The organism is Nocardia sp. NPDC055002 (genome assembly GCF_053608825.1).
Genome location: NZ_JBSGWE010000009.1, coordinates 176494 through 199559 on the forward strand (window position 1 = coordinate 176494; position 23066 = coordinate 199559).

22 protein-coding genes are annotated in these 23066 nt (G+C 66.6%); 12 read left to right on the top strand and 10 right to left on the bottom strand.

Translation table 11 applies throughout. The features are described 5' to 3' along the window. The first annotated feature begins 93 nt into the window (after positions 1–93). The gene (locus ACWF99_RS29515; protein WP_378636461.1) at positions 94–1602 is read left to right on the top strand and encodes a leucyl aminopeptidase; all 1509 of its coding nucleotides are present in this window, start codon (positions 94–96) and stop codon (positions 1600–1602) included. On the opposite strand, the gene ACWF99_RS29520 is transcribed toward ACWF99_RS29515, so the two are convergent. Further along, positions 1603–1953 (bottom strand): oxidoreductase, encoded by a 351-nt coding sequence (locus tag ACWF99_RS29520; RefSeq protein ID WP_378636459.1) that lies wholly within the window; start codon positions 1951–1953, stop codon positions 1603–1605. 232 nt (positions 1954–2185) lie between these two features. Here ACWF99_RS29520 and sucB point away from each other — a divergent pair, with 232 nt between their 5' ends. The 6 genes from sucB to ppnP are packed head-to-tail and all read left to right on the top strand — an operon-like array spanning position 2186 to position 7534. Continuing rightward, complete coding sequence (gene sucB, locus ACWF99_RS29525; protein ID WP_452537969.1) at positions 2186–3958, top strand: 2-oxoglutarate dehydrogenase, E2 component, dihydrolipoamide succinyltransferase; 1773 nt, start codon at positions 2186–2188, stop codon at positions 3956–3958. An 11-nt stretch (positions 3959–3969) separates the two neighbouring features. Further along, complete coding sequence (locus tag ACWF99_RS29530; RefSeq protein WP_378661629.1) at positions 3970–4863, top strand: TIGR01777 family oxidoreductase; 894 nt, start codon at positions 3970–3972, stop codon at positions 4861–4863. A 4-nt stretch (positions 4864–4867) separates the two neighbouring features. After that, positions 4868–5371, top strand: a complete 504-nt coding sequence (locus ACWF99_RS29535) for a GNAT family N-acetyltransferase (protein WP_378636451.1) — start codon at positions 4868–4870, stop codon at positions 5369–5371. 44 nt (positions 5372–5415) lie between these two features. After that, on the top strand, positions 5416–6165 hold the full coding sequence (gene lipB / locus ACWF99_RS29540) for a lipoyl(octanoyl) transferase LipB (protein ID WP_452537970.1): 750 nt from the start codon (positions 5416–5418) through the stop codon (positions 6163–6165). After that, the gene (gene lipA / locus ACWF99_RS29545; protein ID WP_358127197.1) at positions 6162–7184 is read left to right on the top strand and encodes a lipoyl synthase; all 1023 of its coding nucleotides are present in this window, start codon (positions 6162–6164) and stop codon (positions 7182–7184) included. Before lipB ends, lipA begins: the two co-directional genes overlap by 4 nt. Before the next feature lie 38 nt (positions 7185–7222). Next, positions 7223–7534, top strand: coding sequence for a pyrimidine/purine nucleoside phosphorylase (gene ppnP / locus ACWF99_RS29550; protein ID WP_452537971.1), 312 nt, complete (start codon positions 7223–7225; stop codon positions 7532–7534). 48 nt (positions 7535–7582) lie between these two features. Here ppnP and ACWF99_RS29555 read toward each other — a convergent pair whose 3' ends face one another. From ACWF99_RS29555 to ACWF99_RS29565, 3 genes are all read right to left on the bottom strand, one after another. After that, positions 7583–8116: a hypothetical protein gene (locus ACWF99_RS29555; RefSeq protein ID WP_062991977.1), complete on the bottom strand. Its 534-nt coding sequence runs from the start codon at positions 8114–8116 to the stop codon at positions 7583–7585. Between the two features lie 80 nt (positions 8117–8196). Continuing rightward, complete coding sequence (locus ACWF99_RS29560) at positions 8197–8937, bottom strand: glucose 1-dehydrogenase (protein ID WP_378636439.1); 741 nt, start codon at positions 8935–8937, stop codon at positions 8197–8199. Positions 8938–8970: 33 nt separating this feature from the next. After that, positions 8971–9402 carry a DUF5360 family protein gene (locus tag ACWF99_RS29565; RefSeq protein WP_452537994.1) on the bottom strand — a complete coding sequence of 144 codons (432 nt, stop codon included), beginning with the start codon at positions 9400–9402 and terminating at the stop codon, positions 8971–8973. Between the two features lie 42 nt (positions 9403–9444). Between ACWF99_RS29565 and ACWF99_RS29570 the strand changes: the two genes are divergently transcribed. Further along, positions 9445–10032, top strand: coding sequence for a TetR/AcrR family transcriptional regulator (locus tag ACWF99_RS29570; protein WP_378636437.1), 588 nt, complete (start codon positions 9445–9447; stop codon positions 10030–10032). Between the two features lie 10 nt (positions 10033–10042). Here ACWF99_RS29570 and ACWF99_RS29575 read toward each other — a convergent pair whose 3' ends face one another. Beyond that, the gene (locus ACWF99_RS29575) at positions 10043–10669 is read right to left on the bottom strand and encodes a hypothetical protein (RefSeq protein WP_378636434.1); all 627 of its coding nucleotides are present in this window, start codon (positions 10667–10669) and stop codon (positions 10043–10045) included. Between the two features lie 474 nt (positions 10670–11143). On the opposite strand from ACWF99_RS29575, the gene ACWF99_RS29580 reads away from it, so the two are divergent. Beyond that, the gene (locus ACWF99_RS29580; RefSeq protein WP_452537972.1) at positions 11144–12562 is read left to right on the top strand and encodes a WGR domain-containing protein; all 1419 of its coding nucleotides are present in this window, start codon (positions 11144–11146) and stop codon (positions 12560–12562) included. Between the two features lie 260 nt (positions 12563–12822). Here the strand turns inward: ACWF99_RS29580 and ACWF99_RS29585 are convergent, their stop codons facing one another. Continuing rightward, the gene (locus ACWF99_RS29585) at positions 12823–13671 is read right to left on the bottom strand and encodes a TetR/AcrR family transcriptional regulator (protein WP_452537973.1); all 849 of its coding nucleotides are present in this window, start codon (positions 13669–13671) and stop codon (positions 12823–12825) included. Here ACWF99_RS29585 and ACWF99_RS29590 point away from each other — a divergent pair. The 3 genes from ACWF99_RS29590 (at position 13646) to ACWF99_RS29600 (ending at position 16416) form a co-directional block, all read left to right on the top strand. Continuing rightward, positions 13646–13861, top strand: coding sequence for a hypothetical protein (locus ACWF99_RS29590; RefSeq protein WP_452537974.1), 216 nt, complete (start codon positions 13646–13648; stop codon positions 13859–13861). The genes ACWF99_RS29585 and ACWF99_RS29590 overlap by 26 nt on opposite strands. Continuing rightward, positions 13858–15369: a hypothetical protein gene (locus ACWF99_RS29595; protein WP_452537975.1), complete on the top strand. Its 1512-nt coding sequence runs from the start codon at positions 13858–13860 to the stop codon at positions 15367–15369. The genes ACWF99_RS29590 and ACWF99_RS29595 overlap by 4 nt, the downstream gene beginning before the upstream one ends. 420 nt (positions 15370–15789) lie before the next feature. Further along, entirely contained in the window at positions 15790–16416 is a 627-nt protein-coding gene (locus ACWF99_RS29600) for a uracil-DNA glycosylase (RefSeq protein ID WP_452537976.1), read from the top strand. Positions 16417–16462: 46 nt separating this feature from the next. Here ACWF99_RS29600 and ACWF99_RS29605 read toward each other — a convergent pair whose 3' ends face one another. The 4 genes from ACWF99_RS29605 to ACWF99_RS29620 form a co-directional block, all read right to left on the bottom strand. Beyond that, the gene (locus tag ACWF99_RS29605) at positions 16463–16870 is read right to left on the bottom strand and encodes a hypothetical protein (RefSeq protein ID WP_452537977.1); all 408 of its coding nucleotides are present in this window, start codon (positions 16868–16870) and stop codon (positions 16463–16465) included. Between the two features lie 98 nt (positions 16871–16968). Beyond that, positions 16969–18144, bottom strand: coding sequence for a hypothetical protein (locus tag ACWF99_RS29610; RefSeq protein ID WP_452537995.1), 1176 nt, complete (start codon positions 18142–18144; stop codon positions 16969–16971). Positions 18145–18157: 13 nt separating this feature from the next. Further along, positions 18158–19723 carry a protein kinase domain-containing protein gene (locus tag ACWF99_RS29615; protein ID WP_452537978.1) on the bottom strand — a complete coding sequence of 522 codons (1566 nt, stop codon included), beginning with the start codon at positions 19721–19723 and terminating at the stop codon, positions 18158–18160. A 160-nt stretch (positions 19724–19883) separates the two neighbouring features. Continuing rightward, entirely contained in the window at positions 19884–23066 is a 3183-nt protein-coding gene (locus ACWF99_RS29620) for a type I restriction endonuclease subunit R (RefSeq protein ID WP_452537979.1), read from the bottom strand.

Here is a 23066-nt window from a genome sequence, read left to right on the forward strand (position 1 = left end):
CAGTATTTCCGGGACAGCCGGATCGAAGTACCGCACACCCGCCCACCCGGACTCGTGATGCGAGCACCGATAGCGACCGAATAACCTGGGGCAATGACAGCTGTTGCAGATCGTTCACTCGGACCGGAACTGGCGCGTACCGAAACCATCGCCGCGGACACCGACGTGCTGGTGATCGGGTTGACGTCCTCGGAGAACGGACCGGCCATCGTGCCCGCGGACCTGTTCGGCGACGTGCTCACCGCCGAGGTTCGCGCGGAACTGCTGGACGCTCTCGGCTCGGTCGGCGCCAAGGGCAAGCCCGAGGAACTCACCCGGGTGCCCGCGCCCGCCGCGCTGGCCGACGTCACCAGCGTGCTCGCCGTCGGACTCGGCGCGGCCGACAAGGTCGACGCCGAACAGGTGCGCCGTAGCGCCGGTGTGGCCGGGCGCGCGCTCAGCGGCACCGAACTCGTCGCCACCACCCTGTCCGGCATCGATCTCGGTGCGGCGGCCGAAGGGTTCTACCTCGGCGCGTACACCTTCTCGTCGTTCAAGTCCAAGAGCGCGCCCAAGCCGGACGAGCGCCCGGTGGTCCGCCTCGAATTGCTGGTGCCCGGGCCGGAATTCGGCACTCTCGAGCTCCTGCGCGCACAGCTGGTCGCCGAAGCGATCGCCACCGCACGCGATTTCGTCAACACCCCACCGAGCGCGCTCTACCCGGCCGAGTTCGCCGAGCGGGCCCGGATCCTCGCCGTCGGAGCGGGCCTCGAGGTCGAGGTGCTCGACGAGAACGCGCTCGCCGCAGGCGGCTACGGCGGCATCATCGGCGTCGGCCAGGGTTCCTCGCGTCCGCCGCGCCTGATCCGGATCACCTACGCGGGCGGCCCGAAGAAGATCGCGCTCGTCGGCAAGGGCATCACCTTCGACACCGGCGGCATCTCGATCAAGCCCGCCGCCAACATGGAGAACATGACCTCCGACATGGCGGGCGCCGCGGCGGTCATCGCCACCGTGCTGCTGGCCGCGCGGCTCGGCCTGCCGGTCACCGTCACCGCGACCGTCCCGATGGCGGAGAACATGCCCTCGGCTACCGCGCAGCGCCCCGGCGACGTGCTCACCCAGTACGGCGGCACCACCGTCGAGGTCATCAACACCGACGCCGAGGGCCGGCTCATCCTGGCCGACGCGATCGTGCGCGCGATCGAGGACGAGCCCGACTACCTGATCGATGTCGCCACCCTCACCGGTGCGCAGATGGTCGCGCTCGGCACCCGCACCCCGGGCGTGATGGGCACCGACGAGTTCCGCGATCGCGTCGCCGCGATCTCGCGCTCGGTCGGCGAGAACGGCTGGGCGATGCCGCTTCCCGCGGAACTGCGTGCCGACCTCAACTCCAAGGTCGCCGACCTGGCCAATGTCGCGCCGCACCGCTGGGGCGGAATGCTCTCGGCCGCACTGTTCCTCAAGGACTTCGTGCCCGAGGGCGTGCAGTGGGCCCACCTGGACGTCGCGGGTCCGGCCTACAACACCGGCGGACCGTTCGGCTACATCGGCAAGGGTGGCACCGGCGTTCCGGTCCGCACGCTGATCACCGTGATCGAGGAGATCGGCGCGGAGTAGTCACTCCTCCAGCTCGGCTTCGCGAGCCCGCCGCTCCTCGATGCGGCGGCGGGCATCGAAGTCGCGCATGCGTTGCGGATAGCCGGTGCGGTTCACGTCGTAGACGGGGATCTTCAACGCGCCGGCCAGCCGCCGCGCGCCCTTCTCCCCGACGATGCGACGGGTCCACTCACCGTCGGCGGCCACCAGCACTGCTGTGACATCGGTCACAGTCGTTTTGGGTTCGACGAAGGCTTCGACGCCGCGCCGCGTCCGCGCCCAGTCCGCCAAGGCGCTCACTTCCGACGCGGTCTCGCGCGCGCCTGACCTGCTCGCACCGCGCCCACCACGGAAACGATCCAGCAAACCCATCCGGCTCGACCTCCTACATTCCGGCGGAATTCTGCTCACCGCCGTACATTCCATGGTGCCAGCTTCGCCCGGATCGCCGCCCTGCGCTACACCCGCGACGGACGAGTGCAAGGATGGTTGCCGGAACAAGAACCAACGTTTCCCGGGTGCTCCGCCGAGACCGGTGGGGTGGACGAAAGCCGCGACCCGCGACGGATGTCCGCCGGGTACACACTCAGAGGAGTCAGAGGACATGGCCTTCTCCGTCCAGATGCCAGCCCTTGGTGAGAGCGTCACCGAGGGCACGGTGACCAGGTGGCTGAAGCAGGAAGGAGACACGGTCGAGGTCGACGAACCGCTGCTCGAAGTCTCCACCGACAAGGTCGACACCGAGATCCCGTCGCCGACCGCGGGCGTGCTCTCCAAGATCGTCGCCCAGGAAGACGACATCGTCGAGGTCGGCGGTGAACTCGGCGTGATCAGCGATGCCGGCGAGACCCCCGCCACCGCACCCGAGCCTGCTGCCGCACCCGCCGCGCCTGAGCCGGCCCCCGAACCCGAGCCCGCGCCCGCCGCGCAGGCACCTGCCGCCGAGGCCCCCGCCCCGGCCGCCGCGCCTGCCGCGTCCGCTGCTTCCGGCACGCCCGTGAAGATGCCCGAACTGGGCGAGTCGGTGACCGAAGGCACTGTGACCCGCTGGCTCAAGGCCGTGGGTGACACCGTCGCCGTCGACGAGCCGCTGCTCGAGGTGTCCACCGACAAGGTCGACACCGAGATCCCGTCGCCGGTCGCCGGCACGCTGCTCGAGATCACGGCGCAGGAAGACGACGTCATCGATGTGGGTGGTCAGCTGGGTGTCATCGGTAGCGGTCAGCCCGCGGCCGCCGAGCCCGCCCCCGCGCCTGCCCCCGAGCCCGAACCGGCACCCGAGCCCAAGGCAGCACCGGCTCCCGCGCCCGCCGCCGCGGCGCCCTCGCCGAAACCCGAACCGGCACCGGCTCCCAAGCCCGCTCCGGCACCGGCTCCCAAGCCCGCCCCGGCTCCGGCTGCCAAGGCCGCTCCCGCCCCGGCGTCGGCCAACGGCAGCACCCCGTACGTGACCCCGCTGGTCCGCAAGCTGGCCGACGAGAACAACGTCGACCTGTCGACCCTGACCGGTTCCGGTGTCGGCGGCCGCATCCGCAAGCAGGACGTGCTCGCCGCCGCCGAGGCCAAGAAGGCGCCCGCCGCCGCTCCGGCTCCGGCCGCTGCCGCCGCACCCGCGCCCGCGGCCAAGCAGTCCGCCGCCCCGAAGCTGGCCGCCCTCGTCGGCACCACGCAGAAGGCCAGCCGGATCCGCCAGATCACCGCGACCAAGACGCGCGAATCGCTGCAGGCCACCGCGCAGCTGACCCAGGTCCACGAGGCCGATGTCACCAAGATCGCGCATCTGCGTCAGCTCGCCAAGGCCTCGTTCAAGTCGCGCGAGGGCGTCAACCTGACGTACCTGCCGTTCTTCGCGAAGGCCGTCGTCGAGGCGCTCGGTGTGCACCCGAACGTGAACGCGTCCTACAACGAGGACACCAAGGAAATCACCTACCACGCGTCGGTGCACCTGGGGATCGCGGTCGACACCGAGCAGGGTCTGCTCTCGCCGGTCATCCACAACGCCAGCGACCTGTCGCTGGCCGGTCTGGCCCGCGCGATCGCCGACATCGCCAACCGCGCGCGCACCGGTGGGCTCAAGCCCGACGAGCTGTCCGGTGGCACCTTCACCATCACCAACATCGGTAGCGAGGGCGCGCTCTTCGACACCCCGATCCTGGTTCCGCCGCAGGCGGCCATGCTGGGCACCGGCGCGATCGTCAAGCGCCCGGTGGTGGTGACCGACGAGGCCGGTGGCGAGTCCATCGGCGTGCGCTCGATGGTGTACCTGCCGCTCACCTACGATCACCGTCTCATCGACGGTGCCGACGCGGGCCGGTTCGTCTCCACCATCAAGCACCGGCTGGAAGATTCGGCGTTCGAGGCCGATCTCGGCCTGTAGTCGAGGAATTCATGAAGGTGGTCATCGCCGGTTCGTCCGGCCTGATCGGGACGGCGCTCGTCGCGGCACTGCGCCGCGACGGGCACCAGGTCTCCCGCCTGGTGCGGCGCACTCCCGCCGCACCGGACGAATTCGCGTGGGATCCCGCGCGCGCCCAGCTCGACGAGCGGGCGTTGCGCGGGGCCGACGCGGTGGTGAACCTGTGTGGTGCCGGCATCGCCGACCGTCGCTGGAACGGCGGCTACAAGCAGTTGCTGCGTGACAGCCGCATCACCCCCACCGATGTCCTGGCCACCGCGGTGGCCGCCACCGGTGTTCCGACCCTGGTCAACGCCAGCGGCTCGCACTACTACGGCGGCGAGACCGGTGACGCGATCATCGACGAGACGTCGCCCGCCGGAACGGATTTCCTGGCCACTCTGTGCCGGGACTGGGAAGCCGCCACCGAACCGGCCGCCGAAGCGGGCGCGCGCATCGTGCTGCTCCGCAGTGCCGTGGTGCTGGCCCGCAACGGCGGCATGCTCGGCAAGTTGCACCCGCTGTACTGGGTCGGTCTGGGCGGACGCCTCGGCAGCGGCCGCCAGTACCTCCCGTGGATCTCCCTCGACGACGAGGTCGGCGCGATCGTCTTCGCGCTCACTCACCCCGAGATCTCCGGCCCGATCAATGTCGCCGGCCCCGCCCCCGTCACCAACGCGGAATTCAACCGCGCCCTCGGCCGCGCACTACACCGGCCGACCCCGTTCATCGTCCCCGGTTTCGCCCTGCAGGCCCTCGTCGGCGAGCTGGCCGACGCGATCCTGCACGGCCCACGCACCATCCCCGCGGTGCTGGAAGAGGCCGGGTACGCCTACCAGCACCCGACCATCGGCGCCGCGCTGGCCGCCGCTGTCGGCAGAGGGTGAGCCGATGCTGATCCGCGACGCCGACAAGGCCGACCTCCCCGCGGTCCTCGCCATCCACAACACCAACATCGCCGAGTCGACCGCGATCTGGGACACCGACGAAGTGGACCTGGACGACCGCCTCACCTGGTTCGCCACCCGCACCGATGCCGCCATGCCGATCCTGATCGCCGACATCGATGGCGAGGTGGCCGGCTACGCCTCCTACGGCCAGTGGCGCCCCAAGTCCGGCTATCGCTTCACCGTCGAGAACTCGGTCTACGTCGACAGCCGTTTTCAGCGCCGCGGCGTAGCCACCACCCTGCTCACCGAATTGATCGCGCGCGCCATCGATTCCGGCCGCGTGCACGCCATGATCGCCGCCATCGAGTCCACCAACAGCGCGTCGATAGTCCTGCACGAACGCTTCGGTTTCCACACCGTCGGCGAACTCCCCGAGGTCGGCCACAAATTCGGCCGCTGGATGGACCTGACCCTGATGCAGCGCAACTTCCCGATCGAACCCTGAGACCCTCTTTGGCCGCGCCGGGCCCCCGGCGTAACGTCAGAACGGTGAACGACACGCGCCCCACCGCGTCCGCTCGATTCGATACGACCCCGATCGTGGTCGAGGATCTCGGACTCATCGATTATCACGCCGCCTGGGAACTGCAACGGCAGACCGCCGATCAGCGCGCCGCAGGCGAAGGTTCCGACCGGCTGTTCGTGCTCGAGCACCCGTCTGTCTACACCGCGGGCCGCCGCACCGAGACCGAGGATCTGCCGATCGACGGCAGCCCGGTAGTGCAGGTCGACCGCGGCGGCAAGATCACCTGGCACGGGCCCGGCCAGCTGGTCGGCTACCCGATCATCCGCCTCGCCGAGCCGGTCGATGTCGTCCACTACGTCCGGCGCCTGGAAGAGGCCCTGATCCAGGTCGTGTCCGGGCTCGGCATCACCTGCGGCCGCATCGAAGGCCGCTCCGGCGTGTGGCTGCCCGCCACCGAGCTGCTCGCCGAGCGCAAGATCGCCGCGATCGGGGTGCGCGTGCAGCGTGGTGTCGCCCTGCACGGCATCTCCCTGAACTGCAATTCCGCTCTCGACGGCTTCCAGGCGATAGTGCCCTGCGGCATCAAGGACGCCGGCGTCACCACCCTGACCCGCGAACTCGGCCGCGAAGTCACCGTCGCCGAACTCAAGCCCCTCGTGGCCGCCGCGATTGTTGCCGCGCTCGACGGTGAAATTCCCGTTCGGCCCCATGACATTGATCGCACCACCGCCCCTGCGAACGTGCAGGCCCCGAGCGTAGAGTCGGTCCGGTGACTTCCGTCGACGCCTCTGCCCCCGCCGGACGCAAGCTGCTGCGCATCGAAGCGCGCAACGCGGAGACACCGATCGAGCGCAAACCCAAGTGGATTCGCACCCGTGCCACCATGGGCCCCGAATACACCGAGCTCAAGAGCCTGGTGAAGTCCGAGGGCCTGCACACCGTCTGCGAAGAAGCGGGCTGCCCCAACATCTTCGAATGCTGGGAAGACCGCGAGGCCACCTTCCTCATCGGCGGTGAGCAGTGCACCCGCCGCTGCGATTTCTGCCAGATCGACACCGGCAAGCCCGCCGCCCTCGACCGCGACGAGCCCCGCCGCGTCGCCGAGAGCGTCCAGTCGATGGGCCTGCGCTACTCCACCATCACCGGCGTCGCCCGCGACGACCTCGACGACGGTGGCGCCTGGCTCTACGCCGAGACCGTGCGCGCCATCAAAGCGAGCAACCCGGCTACCGGCGTCGAACTCCTCATCCCCGACTTCAACGCCGACCCGGCCCAGCTCGCCGAGGTCTTCTCCTCGCGCCCCGAGGTCCTCGCGCACAACCTGGAAACGGTGCCGCGCATCTTCAAGCGCATCCGCCCCGCCTTCCGCTACGAGCGCTCCCTCGCCGTGATCACCGCCGCCCGCGAGGCGGGCCTGGTCACCAAGTCCAACCTCATCCTCGGCATGGGCGAAACCCCCGAAGAGGTCACCGAGGCGATGCGCGACCTGCACGAAGCGGGCTGCGACATCCTCACCATCACCCAGTACCTGCGTCCGAGCCCCCGCCACCACCCGGTCGACCGCTGGGTGAAGCCGGAGGAATTCGTCGAGCATTCCAAGGTCGCCGAAGAACTCGGCTTCGCCGGTGTGATGGCAGGCCCGCTGGTCCGCTCCTCGTACCGGGCAGGCCGTCTCTACGCCCAGGCGATGGCCCACCACGGCCGCGAGATCCCCGAGGCCATGGCCCACCTCGCCAAGGAAGGCACCGCTTCTCAGGAAGCCAGCTCGGTCCTGGCCCGCTTCGGCAGCTGACCTAGACTAAGGGTCCCCTCACCCCCTCGGAAGGACCCATGTCGAAGTTCGAGAACGTCTCCGTCAGCAAAAAGGCCAACGTCTACTTCGATGGCAAGTGCGTCAGCTACAGCCTCGAGTTGCCCGATGGCGCCTCGGTGTCGGTCGGCGTGATCCAGCCGTCGTCGCTCACCTTCACCACCAACGCTCCGGAGGTCATGGAGCTGGTCGCGGGTGAGGCCAACGTGACCTTGGCCGGTACGACCGAGCCCATCACCTACCGTGCGGGCGAGTCGTTCAAGGTCCCCGGCGACAGCTCGTTCGACATCGAGGTCGTCGACACCATGCACTACGTCTGCTACTACGGCTGACGAACCCGGAGCCGGGGCGACCAGATCGGTCGCCCCGGATCGCCGGATCTACTTCACCAGGAACTCGTCCTTGTACAGCCGGTTGGGCCGCGGGGCCGTGGCCTCGCTCAATTCCACCTGAAAGTCACTCTCGCGCTTGGTCCTCGGTCGGTAGCTGCCACCGAAGGTGACCATCACCGACCCACCGACTCCGGTCGTCCCGCGAGCCGACGTCGTTTCCCGGCCGGCGTTGAACACCGTCGCCACATCGCGTCCGTCGTTGCCGACCGCGATCTTGCCGTCATGGAAGAACTGCACGAACGTCCCGTTGTCCGCGCCGACGGTGGCAGCCACCGTGTGACCCTTCTCCGGGTCGAGCTCGAACTCCGCGTCACACTGCTGGCGCCGATCCACGGGGCCGGGCTCACCGAGCGTGCGCCCGATGCCGAGCAGCACGGTCTCGCCGAGGGCGTTGTGCCGCTCGCGACCTTCTTCGGTCCACAAATGGGTGGTCGACCAAACCTTCACGCGCCCGTCATCGAAAAGCGACACCCGGTCGTCGGTGCCGTTGCTGATCAGATATTTCGCACTGTTGGGGGCCATACCTTCCATCTTCCTCGCTTTCGCGCGCCGAAATCACCCGTTCCGGTGAGTAGATCGCCCACATCGGGCTACACGCCAGGTCAGAAGCTTTTGTGCGGTACACCGACAGTGAGACCGCCGTCCACCACGAACTCCGCGCCGGTCGAATACGAGGACTCGTCGGAGGCCAGATACGCCACCAGCGCCGACACCTCATCCGGCTCGGCGGCCCGCGCGAGCGGAATCTGCAGGAAGTCAGCCGGGATCCCCTCCGTCATCGGCGTGGAAATCAGGCCCGGATGCACCGAATTCACCCGAATTCCCTGCGGCGCGAGCTCCAGCGCCGCCGACTTGGTGAGCCCACGCACCGCGAACTTCGTCGCCGTGTACCCGTGCAGGCCCGGACTCCCCCGCATCCCCTCGACCGAGGAGATGTTCACGATCGACCCGCCACCGGCTTCCTTCATCGCCGGAACGGCCGCCTGCATCCCGAGAAACGTCCCGGTCAGATTGATATCGATGATCCGCTGCCACTCGTCCAACGCGAAGTCCACCAACAGATTCCCGTTGACGATCCCCGCATTGTTCACCAGCACATGCAGCCCACCGAACTCCTCGACCGCGGCAGCCACGATCCCCGCCCACTGCTCCGGCTCACGAACGTCGAGATGGCGATAGGTCACCGCGTCCCCGAGTTCCTTTGCCACCGTGGCGCCTTCGTCATCGAGCACGTCCCCGATCACCACCGACGCCCCCTCGGCGACAAACCGCCGAGCATGCGCCGCCCCCATCCCGCGCGCACCACCACTGATCACCGCGACCTTGCCGGCCAACCGTCCCATGTCCACATACTCCTTCGTAGAAACCGAACCTCCTCACACCGTAGGAGGACAGCCCACACCATGGGCAGCATTGCTAGAACGCGTTCCATTTTCGCTCCATGCGCGAACGATCCCGGCGAGCGCCACGACCGGAAACAGGAACAACCAGAGGTTGGGAATCCACCACATCAGGCTGTGCCCACCCCGAATCACGTAGAAGTTCAGCGCCATCAGCCCCGCGGCGGAGGTCAGCGACAACGACACGATGATCAGTGGGATCGAGAGGGCCGAGCGCCTGCCGAGCGCGAGCCCGGCCAGCCCCAACCCGATCGCCGCGGCATCGAGTCCGAGAAACGACCAGTTCCACTGCTGGAGAAACTCATCCGACCCGACGCTGATCAGCCCCAGTGCGGTGACGACCCAGTAGGCGAGGAAGCCGAGGTCGGTCACCCACATCAGTCGCTTCACCACGCGCAGGTTTTGCATAACCACGGTTACATAATAACGGGTATGTAAACTCTCGTGTCAATGCCGAAAATCGTCGATCACGAAGAGCGTCGCCGCGCGATCAGCGCTGCGGCATGCCAGGTCATCGCCACCAAAGGCTTGGCGCACACCACCGTCCGCGACATCGCGGCCGAGGCCGGATGCACCACCGGCATGGTCGTGCACTACTTCGCGGACAAACGCGCCGTGCTGCGGGCGGCGCTCGGCGCGGCATCCACCGCTGTCGCGGACCGCGTGACCCGCATGGCCCCCGAGTCCGCCGATCTGTACGAGCTGCTGAGTCAGTGCCTGCCGATGGATCGAACCCGTCGCGTCGAATGGCAGGTGTGGATCGCCTTCTGGGACTGGGCCACCCACGACACCGAGCTCGCCGGCGAACAACGCGCGCGTTACCGAGCCTGGCGCGAGGCACTCGAACTGGTCCTGACCTCCGTCGGCTACCGACCGGGCCCCGATCTCGACAGCGCGGCCGAATCCCTCACGATCCTCATCGACGGCATCGGTATCCAGGCAGTCTTCGACCCCGAACGATTCCCCCCGGACCGTCAGCTGGAACTACTGCGAAACCAGGCCGAACCGATTCTGGCCGAGCTCGAGACGAGATCCTGACTTCGCGCGATCAGCAGGCGATGTTGGTCGCGCCCGACGACTCGAACGAAATGTGCACGTGGTCATAGTGGTTCTGCGTGGGGCTGCCGCGATCCTCCATGTAGGACCAGCCGTTGCCGTCGTTGTAGCGCTGCTGCCAGATCACGTAGGTGACACCGAAGCGCGCCTTGTTGGCCAGGACGAAATCGGCGATCGTATTGCCCAGGGCAAGGTTGCCCGTCATCACATCGAGTGCTTGCCCCGCACCATGGTCACCGTCGTAGCGACCGTGCGCACCACCGATGTCCGAGACCCCGAACATCTTCTGCAGCAGGTTTCCGACCTGCGCCACATGCGGCAGAGTCCCGTTGAACTCCGTCCCGCACAACACCTTCACCTTCAGCGCTGACAACGCCGCCATCTCGTCATCCGCCCTGACGATCGGCCCCGGCTGCGGCGCATCGTGCGTCGGCGCCGCGGCGATCGGGTCGACCTCGATGGCCGACGTCGACAGCGGTTCGACCGAAGCCACTGCCTCGACCTGCGCACCCGGCCGCATCACCATCATCAACATGCCGGGAACGGTCGCCGCGAGACTGCATACGGCGAGCGGCAGCCGACTCTTGGGAGCCGACGGTTTGCGATGCGAAGCAGTCACGTTGTCTATCACCAGTCATTGTCGAGAGCAGGTCACCGTAAGATTACGAAATGGTCGCGGAAAAGTCACGCCCAGATACGCACCAACAGTTGGACCAGCATCTATCACCCAGCGCGATCCCGCAATCCTTTCGCCGCGTGTCGTTACAAAGACGGCCTGTCGCGATGATCGGCGCAGTGGTTTCTCACCTCTCCGGGACCAACCCGTCAAGGGTCGGCATCGCGCGGTCCTCCGCGATCCCGCGTCTGCGTGGAACCCTTCGATCCCACCATCTGGGAGCCGGATTCTGCAGTCGGGTCGAACTGCCGACGCGCGCTATCGGCTTGTTCGCCGGGCAGCGGTCCAGCGCACCCGGACTGCATCCGTCCACCCCACCGACTACCGGATATACCACCTCTGACGAGCACCGCACCGAATGTCGGTGCCCCTTGCTACTTTTCGTGCAATCGATCTCCACGAGCTCAGCGAGGACGCATGACCGCCGAAACCACCTATCTCGAACTGTCCGACGACGCGGGCTCCTCGCACAAGTTCTACGAGGTAATCGTCACCGGAACGAACGTCAACATCCGCTACGGCCGCATCGGCGAGCAGGGCCAGTCCAAAGCGAGCTCCTTCGCCACCGAGGACAAGGCGAAGTCGGCCGCGCGGAAAAAGATCGGTGAAAAGGTGCGCAAGGGCTACGCCCCCGCCGTCATGGGCGCGCGCGAACGCCGCACCGTCACCCGCCGCAGCATCACCAGCCAGCGCTCCACCGCCAAGTCGGCCCCCGTGCTGTGGCGCTTCGACTCCGGCGCCGCCGCCTTCGGCATCTTCGTCGACGAGCAGCGCTGCTGGGTCGGCAACGAGGACGGCGAGGTCTTCACCCTCTCCCCCGGCGGCGTTGTCACCAACAGCTACAGACTGCCCGACGCGGTCAAATGCATCGTCGCCGACGACTTCTGGATCTACGCGGGCTGCGACGACGGCCGCGTCTACGACCTGTCCGGCAAGGTCCCCCGCGCCGCCTACGACGTCTCCGCCGACGACGTCTACTGGCTCGACATCCACGACGGCATCCTCGCCGCCTCCGACTCCGCGGGCGGCCTGACCGTCATCGACCACGAAGAGGAATCCCTCTGGTCCGCGCGCAGCAAGGGCAACTCCGGCTGGATGGTCCGCGTCGACCCCACCGGCGTCTACCACGGCCACAGCGCCGGCGTCACCAAGTACCACCTGGAAACCGGTCGCTCCCAGTGGAATTCGTCCACCCGCGGCGCGGTCCTGTTCGGCTGGCAGGAATCCGACACCGTCTACGCGGGCACCTCCCACAACCAGGTCGAGGAGATCACCAAGCAGGGCACCGCCACCCGCACCTACCAGTGCGACGCCGCCGTCTTCTCCTGTGCCGCCTCCCCCGACGGCCGCTACGTCTTCGCCGGCGACTCCCATTCCTCGGTCTACTGCTTCGACGCCACCGGCACCCGCCTGTGGAAACTCGCCACCGGCTGCGGCTCCGCCTACTCCATGCAGTACCACGACGAAAAGCTCTACCTGGTCACCACCTCCGGCGCCCTGGCCTGCCTCGACGTCAGCGAAGCCGCCATCCGCGACGCCGACCAGGGCGTCCTCCCCACCACCCGCTCGGTGAAAGCCCCCGAATTCTCCGCCGTAGCCCCCAGCACCACCCTCGAACTCACCACCGACGTAGGCACCGGCGTCATCGTCGAATGCCTCCAACACGGCGACTCCCTCCGCGTCCACGTCATCTCCCCCGGCTACGACCCCGCCTGGAACGTCCAATTCCCCCGCGACATCCGCCTCGCCGGCGCCCGCTACGTCGTCGACGCGGTCTCCGAATCCGCCCGCGGCGGCTTCTACCGAGTCCGCGGCGACATCCGCCGCCTGGGCTGAGTCCCCCACTGCGGCCCAACCCCGCCGTCATGCCGAGTCCACCACCCATCGACTAGACGACGATGGCCTGGACCCCGATCACCAAATCGGAACACGCGCACGAACGTCGCAGCCTCACCGCCAGCCACGAACGACTACCGTCCGCCAGTCACGAGGTGACGGCTGTGGCTGGCGGCGGGCTGCGTACTCGGGCTGGGTCAGATAGAACGCCGACTGCCGGTGCCGCCGCAGGTTGTGTTCCATCGCGAGTCGCCGATGCCTCAGACTTCGCCCGAATCCGGGTTCAACGCGGCCAGGGTGACAAAGATCGGCAACCCTGGATCGGCCGCGATCCCCCGCCCCCGCAGAAACGCATCGATCATCCCCCACACCAATTCGTGCACCCTTCTGACGAATTCTCCGGAATCCGGTTTCGCGTCACTCAGCCACAGATCAGTCAGCACGATCATCACGCCGACGATCGCCCGCGCCAGATATTCGATCCCCTCGGCATCCAACGGAATCGAATCCGCCACCGCCCGAGCTCTTTCCGCGAAGCGACCCGCCACCGCACTGGCGAGGTCGTACTGACCTGTAGCACCCTCACGATTCGCACTCGTCTGAGTCAGGAACCGGAAAACATTGGGGTGGGCCAGAATTCCGACTGCGTAATCGGTGAGCGCGCGATCGATTGCGGCGTTGGGCGGCTGCAACAGCAGGGTCAGGTCGGTCCCCGTTGCCGCGAACGCCGAGTCGGCGAATCGCGTACCGATGGCGGCGTAGAGGTCACCTTTGTCGGTGAACTGCCGGTACAGCCGCGGCTTTGTGATCCCGGCCTCGACCGCGAAAGCATCCATGCTCGGATGAGGCCCGTCACGATCGAGCACCCGGATCGCGGCGTCGACGATGACATCCCGGCTCACCGGCGGAGGTCGTCGACTGGCGCGGGTCACGGTCGAGAACCATACACGTACCAGCAGTACGATTGAGGTGATCCACGCACCGAGGGCAAAGGACTCTTTACAGAAGGTGCGTCGTACCGGCAGTATCGTTGTCCGTACCGGCAGTACGAACTTCCGGACATCGCATCGAAGGAGACGGTCCGTGTCGGATGCCCTGCGCCAACTCACCGCAACACTCGGCGCCCCACCGCCACCCGACTTCGCCACCCTCACCCCCGACGAGCTGGCCCTCCTCGACAACTACGTCCGCGCCGCCCTCGACCACCGCAGGGCAGCCCTCGACGGCGCCCTCGACTCCGGCATGCGCCTCATCCCCCGCCTGGCCCGCCCCGCCGTGAAGAAGGTGCTCGGACTATGACCGCGACCCACCACACCACCGTCGAACTGGCCAAACTGGCCCGCGTCCTCGACCGCGACCCCGCCGACCTGGCATTCCTCGCCACCCTCCCACCTGCGGCCCTCCGCGAATTCCGCGACCAGATCACCGATCTCACCGCCCGCCGCGAAGCCCGCCGCATGCAGCGAGTCGGCGCCGCCGCCAAACTGGTCCCCGCCCCCATCGCCGCCAAGATTACCGAAGCCGCCTTCGGCCCCGTCCTCGCCGCCGCACTCGCCGGCTCCGTCGACCCAACCCGCGCCGTAGCCATCGCCAGCGCCCTCTCCCCCAGCTTCCTGGCCGACGCCACCCTCACCCTCGACCCCCGCCGAGCAGTCGAACTGATCGCCCAGGTCCCCGGCCCGATGGCAGCAGCCGTCGCCAGCGAATTGATCAGCCGCGGCGACTATCTGACGATGGGCAACCTCGCAGGCTCTGTCCCCGACTCGGTCCTGCGCGCAGCCCTCCCCCACGCCTCCGATCTCGACATCCTCCAAGTCGGCTACTACCTCGAGGAAACCTCAGCAGCCGACCGTCTCCTCACCATCGTCACCGACCGCGTCCCCGGCGTCATCCGCGCAACCCACGACGCCGACGAATGGCCCAAAGCAATCACCCTGCTAGCCCTCCTCGGCCCCACCGAACGCTCCAAACTGGCCAACGTCGTAGCCGCTCAAGACGACGAAGTCATCGACGGCCTAATCGCCGCAGTAGAAGAAGTAGACGCCTGGGACACCCTCCTCCCCGTAGCAGCAGGCATGGCACCAGAACCCCTACAACGCCTGGCCCAACGCCCAGCCATGCAAAACCCCACCCTCCTCACCAAAATCGCCGACCTAGCCCTAACCCAAAACCTCTGGCTCTCCCTACTCCCCCTAGCCACCCACCTCTCCCCCACCCAACTCCACACCGTCGCCGCCCGTGTAGCCACAGAACCCGACGACTCCCTCACCACCCTCATAGAGCAAGCCCACGCCGAAAGTCATTGGCCCACCCTCCTGCCAGTAGCCCTCGCCCTCTCCGACCCGGACCGCAAACGCCTGGCTTCCCTCCCGGTAATGCACCGCCCCGCCTACCTCACCGCCGCCATCGAAGCCACCGCCACCCACAACCTCTGGCCCGAAGCCCTCCCCCTCCTCAACGACCTCCCCACCACCACCCACGACACCCTCGCCACCGCCATAAACACCCTCACCGACAACAATTTCCGAGAAGCGCTCGAAGCTGCCCCCACCGCCGACTGCACCACAACCCTGATACAAATCGCCCTCCGCCAGGACGTCTCATCCCGACTCCGCTCCCTGACTCTCCTCAACGAATCCGACAACCTGGAACTCTTCGTCGCCACCGTCACGACGCAGGACCCGGCGATCTGGCAATCGATCTCCGAAGCCCGCGAGGAAATCCCCCAACCCCTCCGCACACTCCTCGCCAACCAAGCAACCCAGTGCGGCCGAACCGAACTCGGCATCGACCTGACCGCCGGCTGAGCCGCCGCCAACTATCCTCTGCCTATGCACGCCATCGGCAGCCGTCGGCGAAGCCAACCCGCCCCACCTCACGCAGTCTTCGCCGCCCTCACCAACCCCGATCGCGACCCCACCCGACCCTGGCTCATCTTGCTGACAGACGAACAACGGCCCGAGGTCCTCGAAAGCACCTACCCCAACCGCGTCATCTGGACAACTCTGTGGCCCAAACACCCTACCGCCCAACTACATTTCGACCTCCCATCCGACAACCACGGCGGCACTCACCTCCGCTGGACCCTCTACGTCACCTCCCCAGACCTCGACACCTCAACAGTCGGCCACCTCCGCCACCGCATCAACACCCTGATCAACGCAAACCTCCGACGCTCATTCGGCCAATGATCCGAACATGTCGGCGGCCCCTGTCACACTCCCCATATGACGGTCTACGGACGCAATGCCTACCCTGATGTCTTGGCGGACAAGCACTCCCGCATCCGCGCACCCCACGTGCGACCACTGAACGACCTAGCCGACAAGATCGCCGACGCCGAGGGAATCCCGCACGGCCACGTGCCGTACGTCGACCCCGATCTAGGTGGAATCAAGGCACGAGCACTCGTCCTGCTCGACAATCCGTCCACTAAGGCCGAGGCCGCGCGCAACGGAGGTTCCGGCCTGATCAGCCCCGACAACAACGACGCGACGGCAAGAAACTGCCGCGAGGCCTACGCCTCCCACGGCATCGACTGGCACTCAGTCGTCAACTGGAACGTCTGCCCATTCCCCACCGGCCGCGAAAACGGAGCGTCCCTGGCCTCCGAACGCGACCGAGGCACCCGATGGACCCGCGAATTCATCGCCCAGTGCCCCGACCTGGAAATCGTGCTGTGCCTGGGCAGAGCAGCCGAAGACGGCTGGCGCCGCGCCGCCATCCACCGCCCGGATCTCTACGTATTCCCGGAAGGCGTGCCCCACTGCTCCCAACGAGGTCTGGCCCCGAAAGCTGCCCGTCGCCGCTTCGATGAAGCGATCGGCCAACTGGCCGCCATGCTGCGCCGCTGATTCGAATGCCGAGCCAGCTAGTTGCGCTTGCGACTCTCGCGCACCACTACCGCTCCCCGCGCTTCGTATTCCACCCGCTCGAACGTGGCGAACCCCAGCTCGTCAGGGCTTTCAGTGCGGCGTGCGAGTTGTAGTTGGTCGTCTCACCCGAACTTGCCGCTACTCCCGTGGCCGATCGGATGAGTTGAGTCGGCGGCCAAAGGACGTCGTTCACAAGGACCACGTACGTCTGCGGCGTCCCCGGGGTCTGGTCACGGGTGGCCAGGAAGATCTGTTCATCACTGATCTGAACATGCTTGCCGCTGATCGTGATCGTTGTCGAGCGCGCCATGCCCGGGATCCTGCTATAGGCGACCACACTCGCCGCGGCCCACAGACTGGCCCGACGACTTCGATGACCGCCGCGCCGGAAGTCTTGGTTCGTCTGACTCCAGAACTCGACCTCCGTGGTCACCGGGATCGCGCCTACGCCGACTTCGATCAGACTAGCGCGATGCTTGCGACTGACTCTGTGCTGTAGAGCGAGGTTGCAAGCTCGCCTGCCGCGATTGACTACCAGCTGTCGGTCGTCGACTGCGCCAACCCCATGACGCGGTCGAGCGCAGCGGCAGTGTTGCCGGTAAGCCGTGTTTGACCGAACGCCTTGATTACCGCACGGAACAAGCCGATTCCGTCGCGCCAGCCGAACATCACCGCTTGGTGGGCCATCACCTCGGCCAGCCCGCGTGGTGGCACCTGCTCGATGAGCCGCGGACCCAGCGCCCTCCACTGCGACAGCGGCTGGTCGGGAACTCGATATGCCATCAGTCCGGGATCACCGAGATCGAGGGGGTCGTCGACGAGCAGACGACCATGGGCTACCGCAGCGTGCAGCGCACGATCGATGGCGCTTTTGACGTTGTCGCGTTCCCGGGACTTCGCCGCGCTGATATAGGCGGCCCGCAGCCGGAGTCCAGTGACCGGATCTTCGACGGTAACAACATTGCACAGGTCCTCGACAATAGTGCGGTGATCCGCCCTGGTCGGACTCTCCAATTCGGCTGCGAACATAGCGTATTCGCTCATCTTGCCCGATTCCGCGTCGTCCGGTTCGGCCGCGGCGTGCGTCAGCTGCGGATGCTTCACCCACCGCGACTCGTCGCCTAGGTCGATTGGTTCCACAGCGTGATCCGGGCTTATCCATTCCCGAACCAACTCGGATGACGACATAGATTCGGCTCTTCTCCAATCGAATTCGTCGAGAAGTGCGATGCTCGGAGCCTCCGCAGGCGCGACGACCCTTTCATCACCACAGACCTCGTCGGCGATCGGTTCGATGATGACAACATCGGCCGCAGTATCGATTTCAGGTTCAGCGCCGCTGACAGGCTCCGTATCGTCCCCAATCGGCCGGATACCGTGCGCCTCCAACTCGATGCACAACGCATCCAGGCACCCGACCGGGTCGATCACGAACTCCACCTGCCGAATCCGATGGAACGGCCAGTCGCATCGTTGCAGATCGCGTTGCCGATTCAGCTCCGCGCGAAACGCCTCGGCCCCGTGCCATCGGTCACCGTCACACTGCACTGCCAGCTGACCACCCCGCCCAGTCACGACAATATCGAGGTCACATACTGTTTCGGTGTGATGAGCGGTCACCCATAACCTCGGTCGACCAGCCCGTTGTACACCTGCGGCTCGAACAGCGACTCTTTCGTCGCCAGGTGAGCTTCGCCGACCGACCATCACTCGGCGGTACTCAGCTGCCGGGTGTTCCGTCCAGCCGCTCGATGGCGGCGCCGACGCGGTGTGTGAGGTCGTCGTCGGGGCCCCGCAGCATGTGGAGGTCCTCGTAGAGGGCTTCGAGTGTCGTGCGGGCTTTGGCGAGCTCGCCGGTCATGGCGAGCAGCAGGCCGAGGTTGAACCGGAGTTCGACGGCCAATTCCGAGCCGTCACCCTGTACCGACCGCACGTCCGACAGCACCGACTCCAGCCCGGACAGCGCCACGGTGACTTCACCGAGTTCGATTCGGCAGTCGACCGCGCGACCACGGCATTCGAGCGACATGGGTTCGGAGAATCCGCCTATCCGTGCGAATGCCTCAGCGAGACTGTCGAATTCGCTGCGGGCCTTGCGGTAGTCCCCGCCGAGGAAGTACGCGGCCGCCACATTGACTCGAATGTCGAGTACCCGACGGCTGTCGAGGCCGTAGGCCTGGCCGGCGGTGGTCACGACCGCGCCGAGGACGTCTGCGGCCTGGGCGTAACGATGCGCGTCGAGCAGGTCGTAGTACTCGTCCTCGCTGGCGGCGATGAGCTTGTCGAGCGCCTCGTCGCTGACCGGCGTGGTCGCGGGGAGCGCGCCGGGGAACCGCATTGTCGGTGCGACCCGCTCTTGGCGAAGTGGGGCGTTGGGGTGCCGAAATATTCGCGTGGGATCGGGGAAGCCGGACAGGTACCCACCAACGGGCGGCTGTTGCATACCGGCGACCGGCAACAGCGGGAGCAGTCGCTCGTAGACCTCGGCTGCGTCCGCCGGGCGTTGCTCGGGAGTCTTGGCGAGCAAGTCGAGGACAAGGCTGTCGAGTTCGAGGGGCACATCGTCGCGCAGTTCACGCGGCGGCACAGGGGCGGTGAAGGCGTGATGCTGCATGACCATCGGCATCGAGCCACCGAAAACCACTTGTCCGCACAGCATTTCGTGCAAGATGCAGCCGAGCGCATAGAGGTCGGTGCGGGGCGTGACCTTCCCGCCGAGAATCTGTTCCGGCGACATATAGGCGGCGGTGCCCACAGCCGCTCCGGTCATCGTCAGTTTCGGGGTGTCGGGACGCAAGAGGGCGGCGATGCCGAAGTCGATGATCTTCACGGTGCCGTCTGGCGTGACGAGGATGTTGTCGGGTTTGAGATCTCGGTGGACCACCGGCAACGCGTGCGCGTACGACAGCGCGGTGGCGATCTGCGCCGCGATCGATGCCGCCCAGTCGATCGGCAGGGCCAGATCCGGAGTGATGAACTGGCCCAGGGTGGTCGACCCCTCGACCAGTTCCATCACCAGGTAGACGTTGTCGAGTTCGGCGTCGAGCACCGCGTCGTGGACCTGCGGTACCCCGTGGTGGCGGATATGCGCGGTGATCCGGGCCTCGCGCCGGAACCGCTCGGCCAGTTCCGCCAGATCCGCGTCGAAGGGAAGGTGGGTGAGCCGGATCATTTTCACGGCGATCTCCCGGTCGAGCACGCTGTCGTAGCCGCGCCAGACCGACCCCATCCCGCCGGACCCGATCTCCTCGACCAGTTCATACCGGTCGCCGATGCGTTTGCGCACCGCTCACCCCCTCCGCTCGCCAGTCACGACCGCACGCAACGTCGGAGCCCAAGGCAGTCCGATACGCGGCAGTTGTTCCGCTCAGAAACATACCGGGCTTTGGCCGCAACGAGGGGGCCGAATTCTCGATCCCCTCAATGACTCCCCCGTGCGATTGCCGCTACAGCTCCGGTAGACCGTGGCGGCGGCGGATCAGGCGGTAGGCCGCGCTACGGGCCTGGCGGTCGAGGTCCTTGCGGAATTCCTGGTCGGCGGAGAAGTAACGGACGCCGAGGTCGTTTTGGGTGTCGAAGTGTTGGCCGACCTTCTGGGCGAACACCTTGTCGAAGACGACGCCGAAGTCCTCCTGGTTGTTGGCCAGGGCCGCGTCCTGCACCTGGGGATCGTCGACGGCCTCGTTGAACTGGACAGCGAGGTCACCTTCGGTGAACGCGGTGCCGTGGCGTTCGTTGAAGCGGTCGACCAGAGCCGACAGCAGGGTCTTGTCGGGTTCGGCGGCCGGACCGCTGCCGTCACCGAAGCCGGGCAGTTCCTTGGCACCGTCGGCGGACAGCCCGAGGTCGTGTTCGCCGGTCTTCTCGATCCGCAGGTGACTGAGATCGATGTCGCCGAGGTCGATGCTGCCGTCGGATCGGCGGGGCAGCCGGTTGAGCAGGTGGCGACCATACAGGTAGAGCTGTTCCAGGTCGGAGTCCTGATAGGGCACGATCTGGGCGAGGAAAGCGTATTTCCGCACGTAGTCGGTGAGCGCGCCCCGGAACGCTTCGGCTTCCTCGACCTGGTTGTCCTCACCGCTTTCCAGCAGTGACCGGAACCGCCCGACCGCGGGTTCGAGGTGCCGGTACAGCTCGGCATGCAGCTTCGCCCATTTCGCGGGCGACCCTGCGGCCTGCTGTTCGGCGGCCAGATAGGCGGAGGCGAACTCCGACATTTCCTGGTCGACCAGGATGGGCGCCGACCGGACCTGATCCTGCGCGAGGTAGAGCAGGTTCGGATCGGTGGCGTGGGTGTAGGCGTTCTCGTAGTACGGGACGAACGATTCGCGGATCTTGTCCGCGTCGTTGACGAAGTCGAGCACCACCAGATCTTCCTGGGTCTTCCCATCACGCGTGCGGTTGAGCCGCGACAGCGTCTGCACGGCCGCGATGCCCGCGAGGGTCTTGTTCACGTACATGGTGGTGAGCAGCGGCTCGTCGAAGCCGGTTTGGTATTTCTCCGCCACGACGAGAATGCGGTATTCCTTCTGACCACGGCCGCCGGACTGGGTGGCCCGGTCGTCGGCGCGGGTGTAACTGAAGGCCTTAGGCAGCGCCGATTCAGCGAGGCCACCGTTCTCCTTGACCTCGGTGGTCTCCTCGCCGTCGATCTCCAGCGCACCGGAAAATGCCACCAGCACACCGAGATCGGGATATTTGGTGAGGTACCCGGTCTCCTCGATGTACTGCCGAATGGCCCGCGCCATATCGACGGCACTGCGCCGAGACCCGGTGACCACCATGGCCTTGGCCCGACCACCCAAACGACCGTGGGTGTGGGCGACGAAGTGTTCGACGATCTCCCGCGCGTGCGCGACCACCGACGACGCGTGCATGGTGGCGGTCTGTCCGAGCAGGTTGCTGCCCTTGCCTTCCGGCACTTCCACATCGTCGGAGTTGTTGTTCACCAGGCGGTAGTAGGCCTTGTAGGTGAGGTAGTTGCGCAGCGGGTCGAGGATGAACCCCTCGTCGATCGCCTGGCGCATCGAATAGGTGTGGAACGGAAGGTATTTCCGGTTCTCCGGATCGCTGTGCGGGTCCGGGGTGCCGAAGTTCTCCAGGGTCTTCGACTTCGGGGTGGCGGTGAAGGCGAAGTAGGAGATGTTGTGCGCTTTGCCCCGAGCTGCGGCCTTGGCTTTCAGCCGTTCGTCGACGGTGGCCTCGGTGGCGCCGGTGTCCTCGTCGTCGGTGTCGAGGCCGAGGTCACGCAGTGCGGTCTTCACCGCGGCGGCAGCGTCACCCGACTGGGAGGAGTGCGCCTCGTCGATGATGATGGCGTAGCGCCCCTGCGCGAGCGCGGTCTGCTCGCGACGCACGTAGTCCAGCAGCGCCGGGAAGGTGTGCAGGGTGACGGTGATGATCTTGCCGGAGGCCGAATTCAGGGCGGCCGCGAGCTGCGCGGATTTGGCGCCGAGCCGGTCGTCGATCTTCACGACAAGGCCCTGCACCCGCTCGAAACCACCGACGGTGTCGCTGAGCTGCGAGTCGAGATTGCGACGATCGGTGATGATGATGATCTTGTCGAAAACCGGCTTCCCCGACTGCAATCCGGCGGCACGCGCTTCCGGCTCGAGCTGGTCGAGCGGCGCCGTGTGCAGGTCACTGAGCCGATGCGCCAGCCAGCCGATCGTGTTCGACTTACCCGACCCCGCCGAGGCCATCACCAGGTAGTTGTGCCCGGCACCGTGGGTGGCCGCGTGAGCCGTGAGCTTCTTGACCACGTCCCACTGGTGGTAGCGCGGGAAGATGGTGGAGCGCACGGTCCTGCCACCCGCGACTTTGCGCTCGGTGGTGTGGACGAACCGTTCCAGGAGGTCCATCCAGGCGTCACGCTGCCACACCTGCTCCCACAGGTAGGACGTGGCGTGCTTGCCCGGCTCACTCGCTGGCGGGTTGCCTTTGCCGCCCGCGTTCCCCGGCCCCTCCGACCCCGTATTGAACGGCAGGAACACGGTTTTCGCGCCGCGCAGCTGGGTGGTGACGAAAACCAGATCCGGGTCGACCGCGAAGTTGGCGATCACCCGGTGCTTGAAAATCAGCTCGGTCGGATCCCGATCCTCCCGATACTGCTTCTTCGCCTTCTCCACCCCCTGCCCCGTGAGCGGGTTCTTCAGTTCGGCGGTCGCGACCGGAATCCCGTTCAGCAGCAACGCCAAATCCAACCTCGGCCGCGATACCCCCGGCTTGCTGGTGTACGGCAACTCCCGCACCACGGTCAACCGATTGGCCCGGTACAGATCCAATACCGCCTCCGACCCGACCAGATTCGGCTTGAAGTACGCGACCCGCAGCAAAGTCCCCCGATCCTTCACCCCCTCCCGCAGAACTTTGATCAGCCCCTTACCGGCCAACTCCTGCCCGAGCCTCTTGGCGAACCCCCGCTGGGCCTCATCCTGACTACCCCCATACGCGGCAACCAGCTCATCCCAATCCTCCCGCTGGGTCTTCCCGACGAACGCCAGCATCTCCCCCATATCCAGCCCGAGCTCGATGTTGTACTCGTGCGGATTCCCCTCCTGCCAACCACCGCTCTCCACCATCGCGGAAACAATGGCTTCGCCGAACGTTTTTTCGTCGTAGACCGACAT

Coding starts and splice junctions, on each gene's coding strand:
- ACWF99_RS29515 (WP_378636461.1), top strand. CDS start 94: ATGACAGCTGTTGCAGATCGTTCACTCGGACCGGAACTGGCGCGTACC.
- ACWF99_RS29520 (WP_378636459.1), bottom strand. CDS start 1,953: ATGGGTTTGCTGGATCGTTTCCGTGGTGGGCGCGGTGCGAGCAGGTCA.
- sucB (WP_452537969.1), top strand. CDS start 2,186: ATGGCCTTCTCCGTCCAGATGCCAGCCCTTGGTGAGAGCGTCACCGAG.
- ACWF99_RS29530 (WP_378661629.1), top strand. CDS start 3,970: ATGAAGGTGGTCATCGCCGGTTCGTCCGGCCTGATCGGGACGGCGCTC.
- ACWF99_RS29535 (WP_378636451.1), top strand. CDS start 4,868: ATGCTGATCCGCGACGCCGACAAGGCCGACCTCCCCGCGGTCCTCGCC.
- ppnP (WP_452537971.1), top strand. CDS start 7,223: ATGTCGAAGTTCGAGAACGTCTCCGTCAGCAAAAAGGCCAACGTCTAC.
- ACWF99_RS29555 (WP_062991977.1), bottom strand. CDS start 8,116: ATGGCCCCCAACAGTGCGAAATATCTGATCAGCAACGGCACCGACGAC.
- ACWF99_RS29560 (WP_378636439.1), bottom strand. CDS start 8,937: ATGGGACGGTTGGCCGGCAAGGTCGCGGTGATCAGTGGTGGTGCGCGC.
- ACWF99_RS29565 (WP_452537994.1), bottom strand. CDS start 9,402: ATGCAAAACCTGCGCGTGGTGAAGCGACTGATGTGGGTGACCGACCTC.
- ACWF99_RS29570 (WP_378636437.1), top strand. CDS start 9,445: ATGCCGAAAATCGTCGATCACGAAGAGCGTCGCCGCGCGATCAGCGCT.
- ACWF99_RS29580 (WP_452537972.1), top strand. CDS start 11,144: ATGACCGCCGAAACCACCTATCTCGAACTGTCCGACGACGCGGGCTCC.
- ACWF99_RS29595 (WP_452537975.1), top strand. CDS start 13,858: ATGACCGCGACCCACCACACCACCGTCGAACTGGCCAAACTGGCCCGC.
- ACWF99_RS29600 (WP_452537976.1), top strand. CDS start 15,790: ATGACGGTCTACGGACGCAATGCCTACCCTGATGTCTTGGCGGACAAG.
- ACWF99_RS29610 (WP_452537995.1), bottom strand. CDS start 18,144: ATGGTCGGTCGGCGAAGCTCACCTGGCGACGAAAGAGTCGCTGTTCGA.
- ACWF99_RS29620 (WP_452537979.1), bottom strand. CDS start 23,066: ATGTCGGTCTACGACGAAAAAACGTTCGGCGAAGCCATTGTTTCCGCG.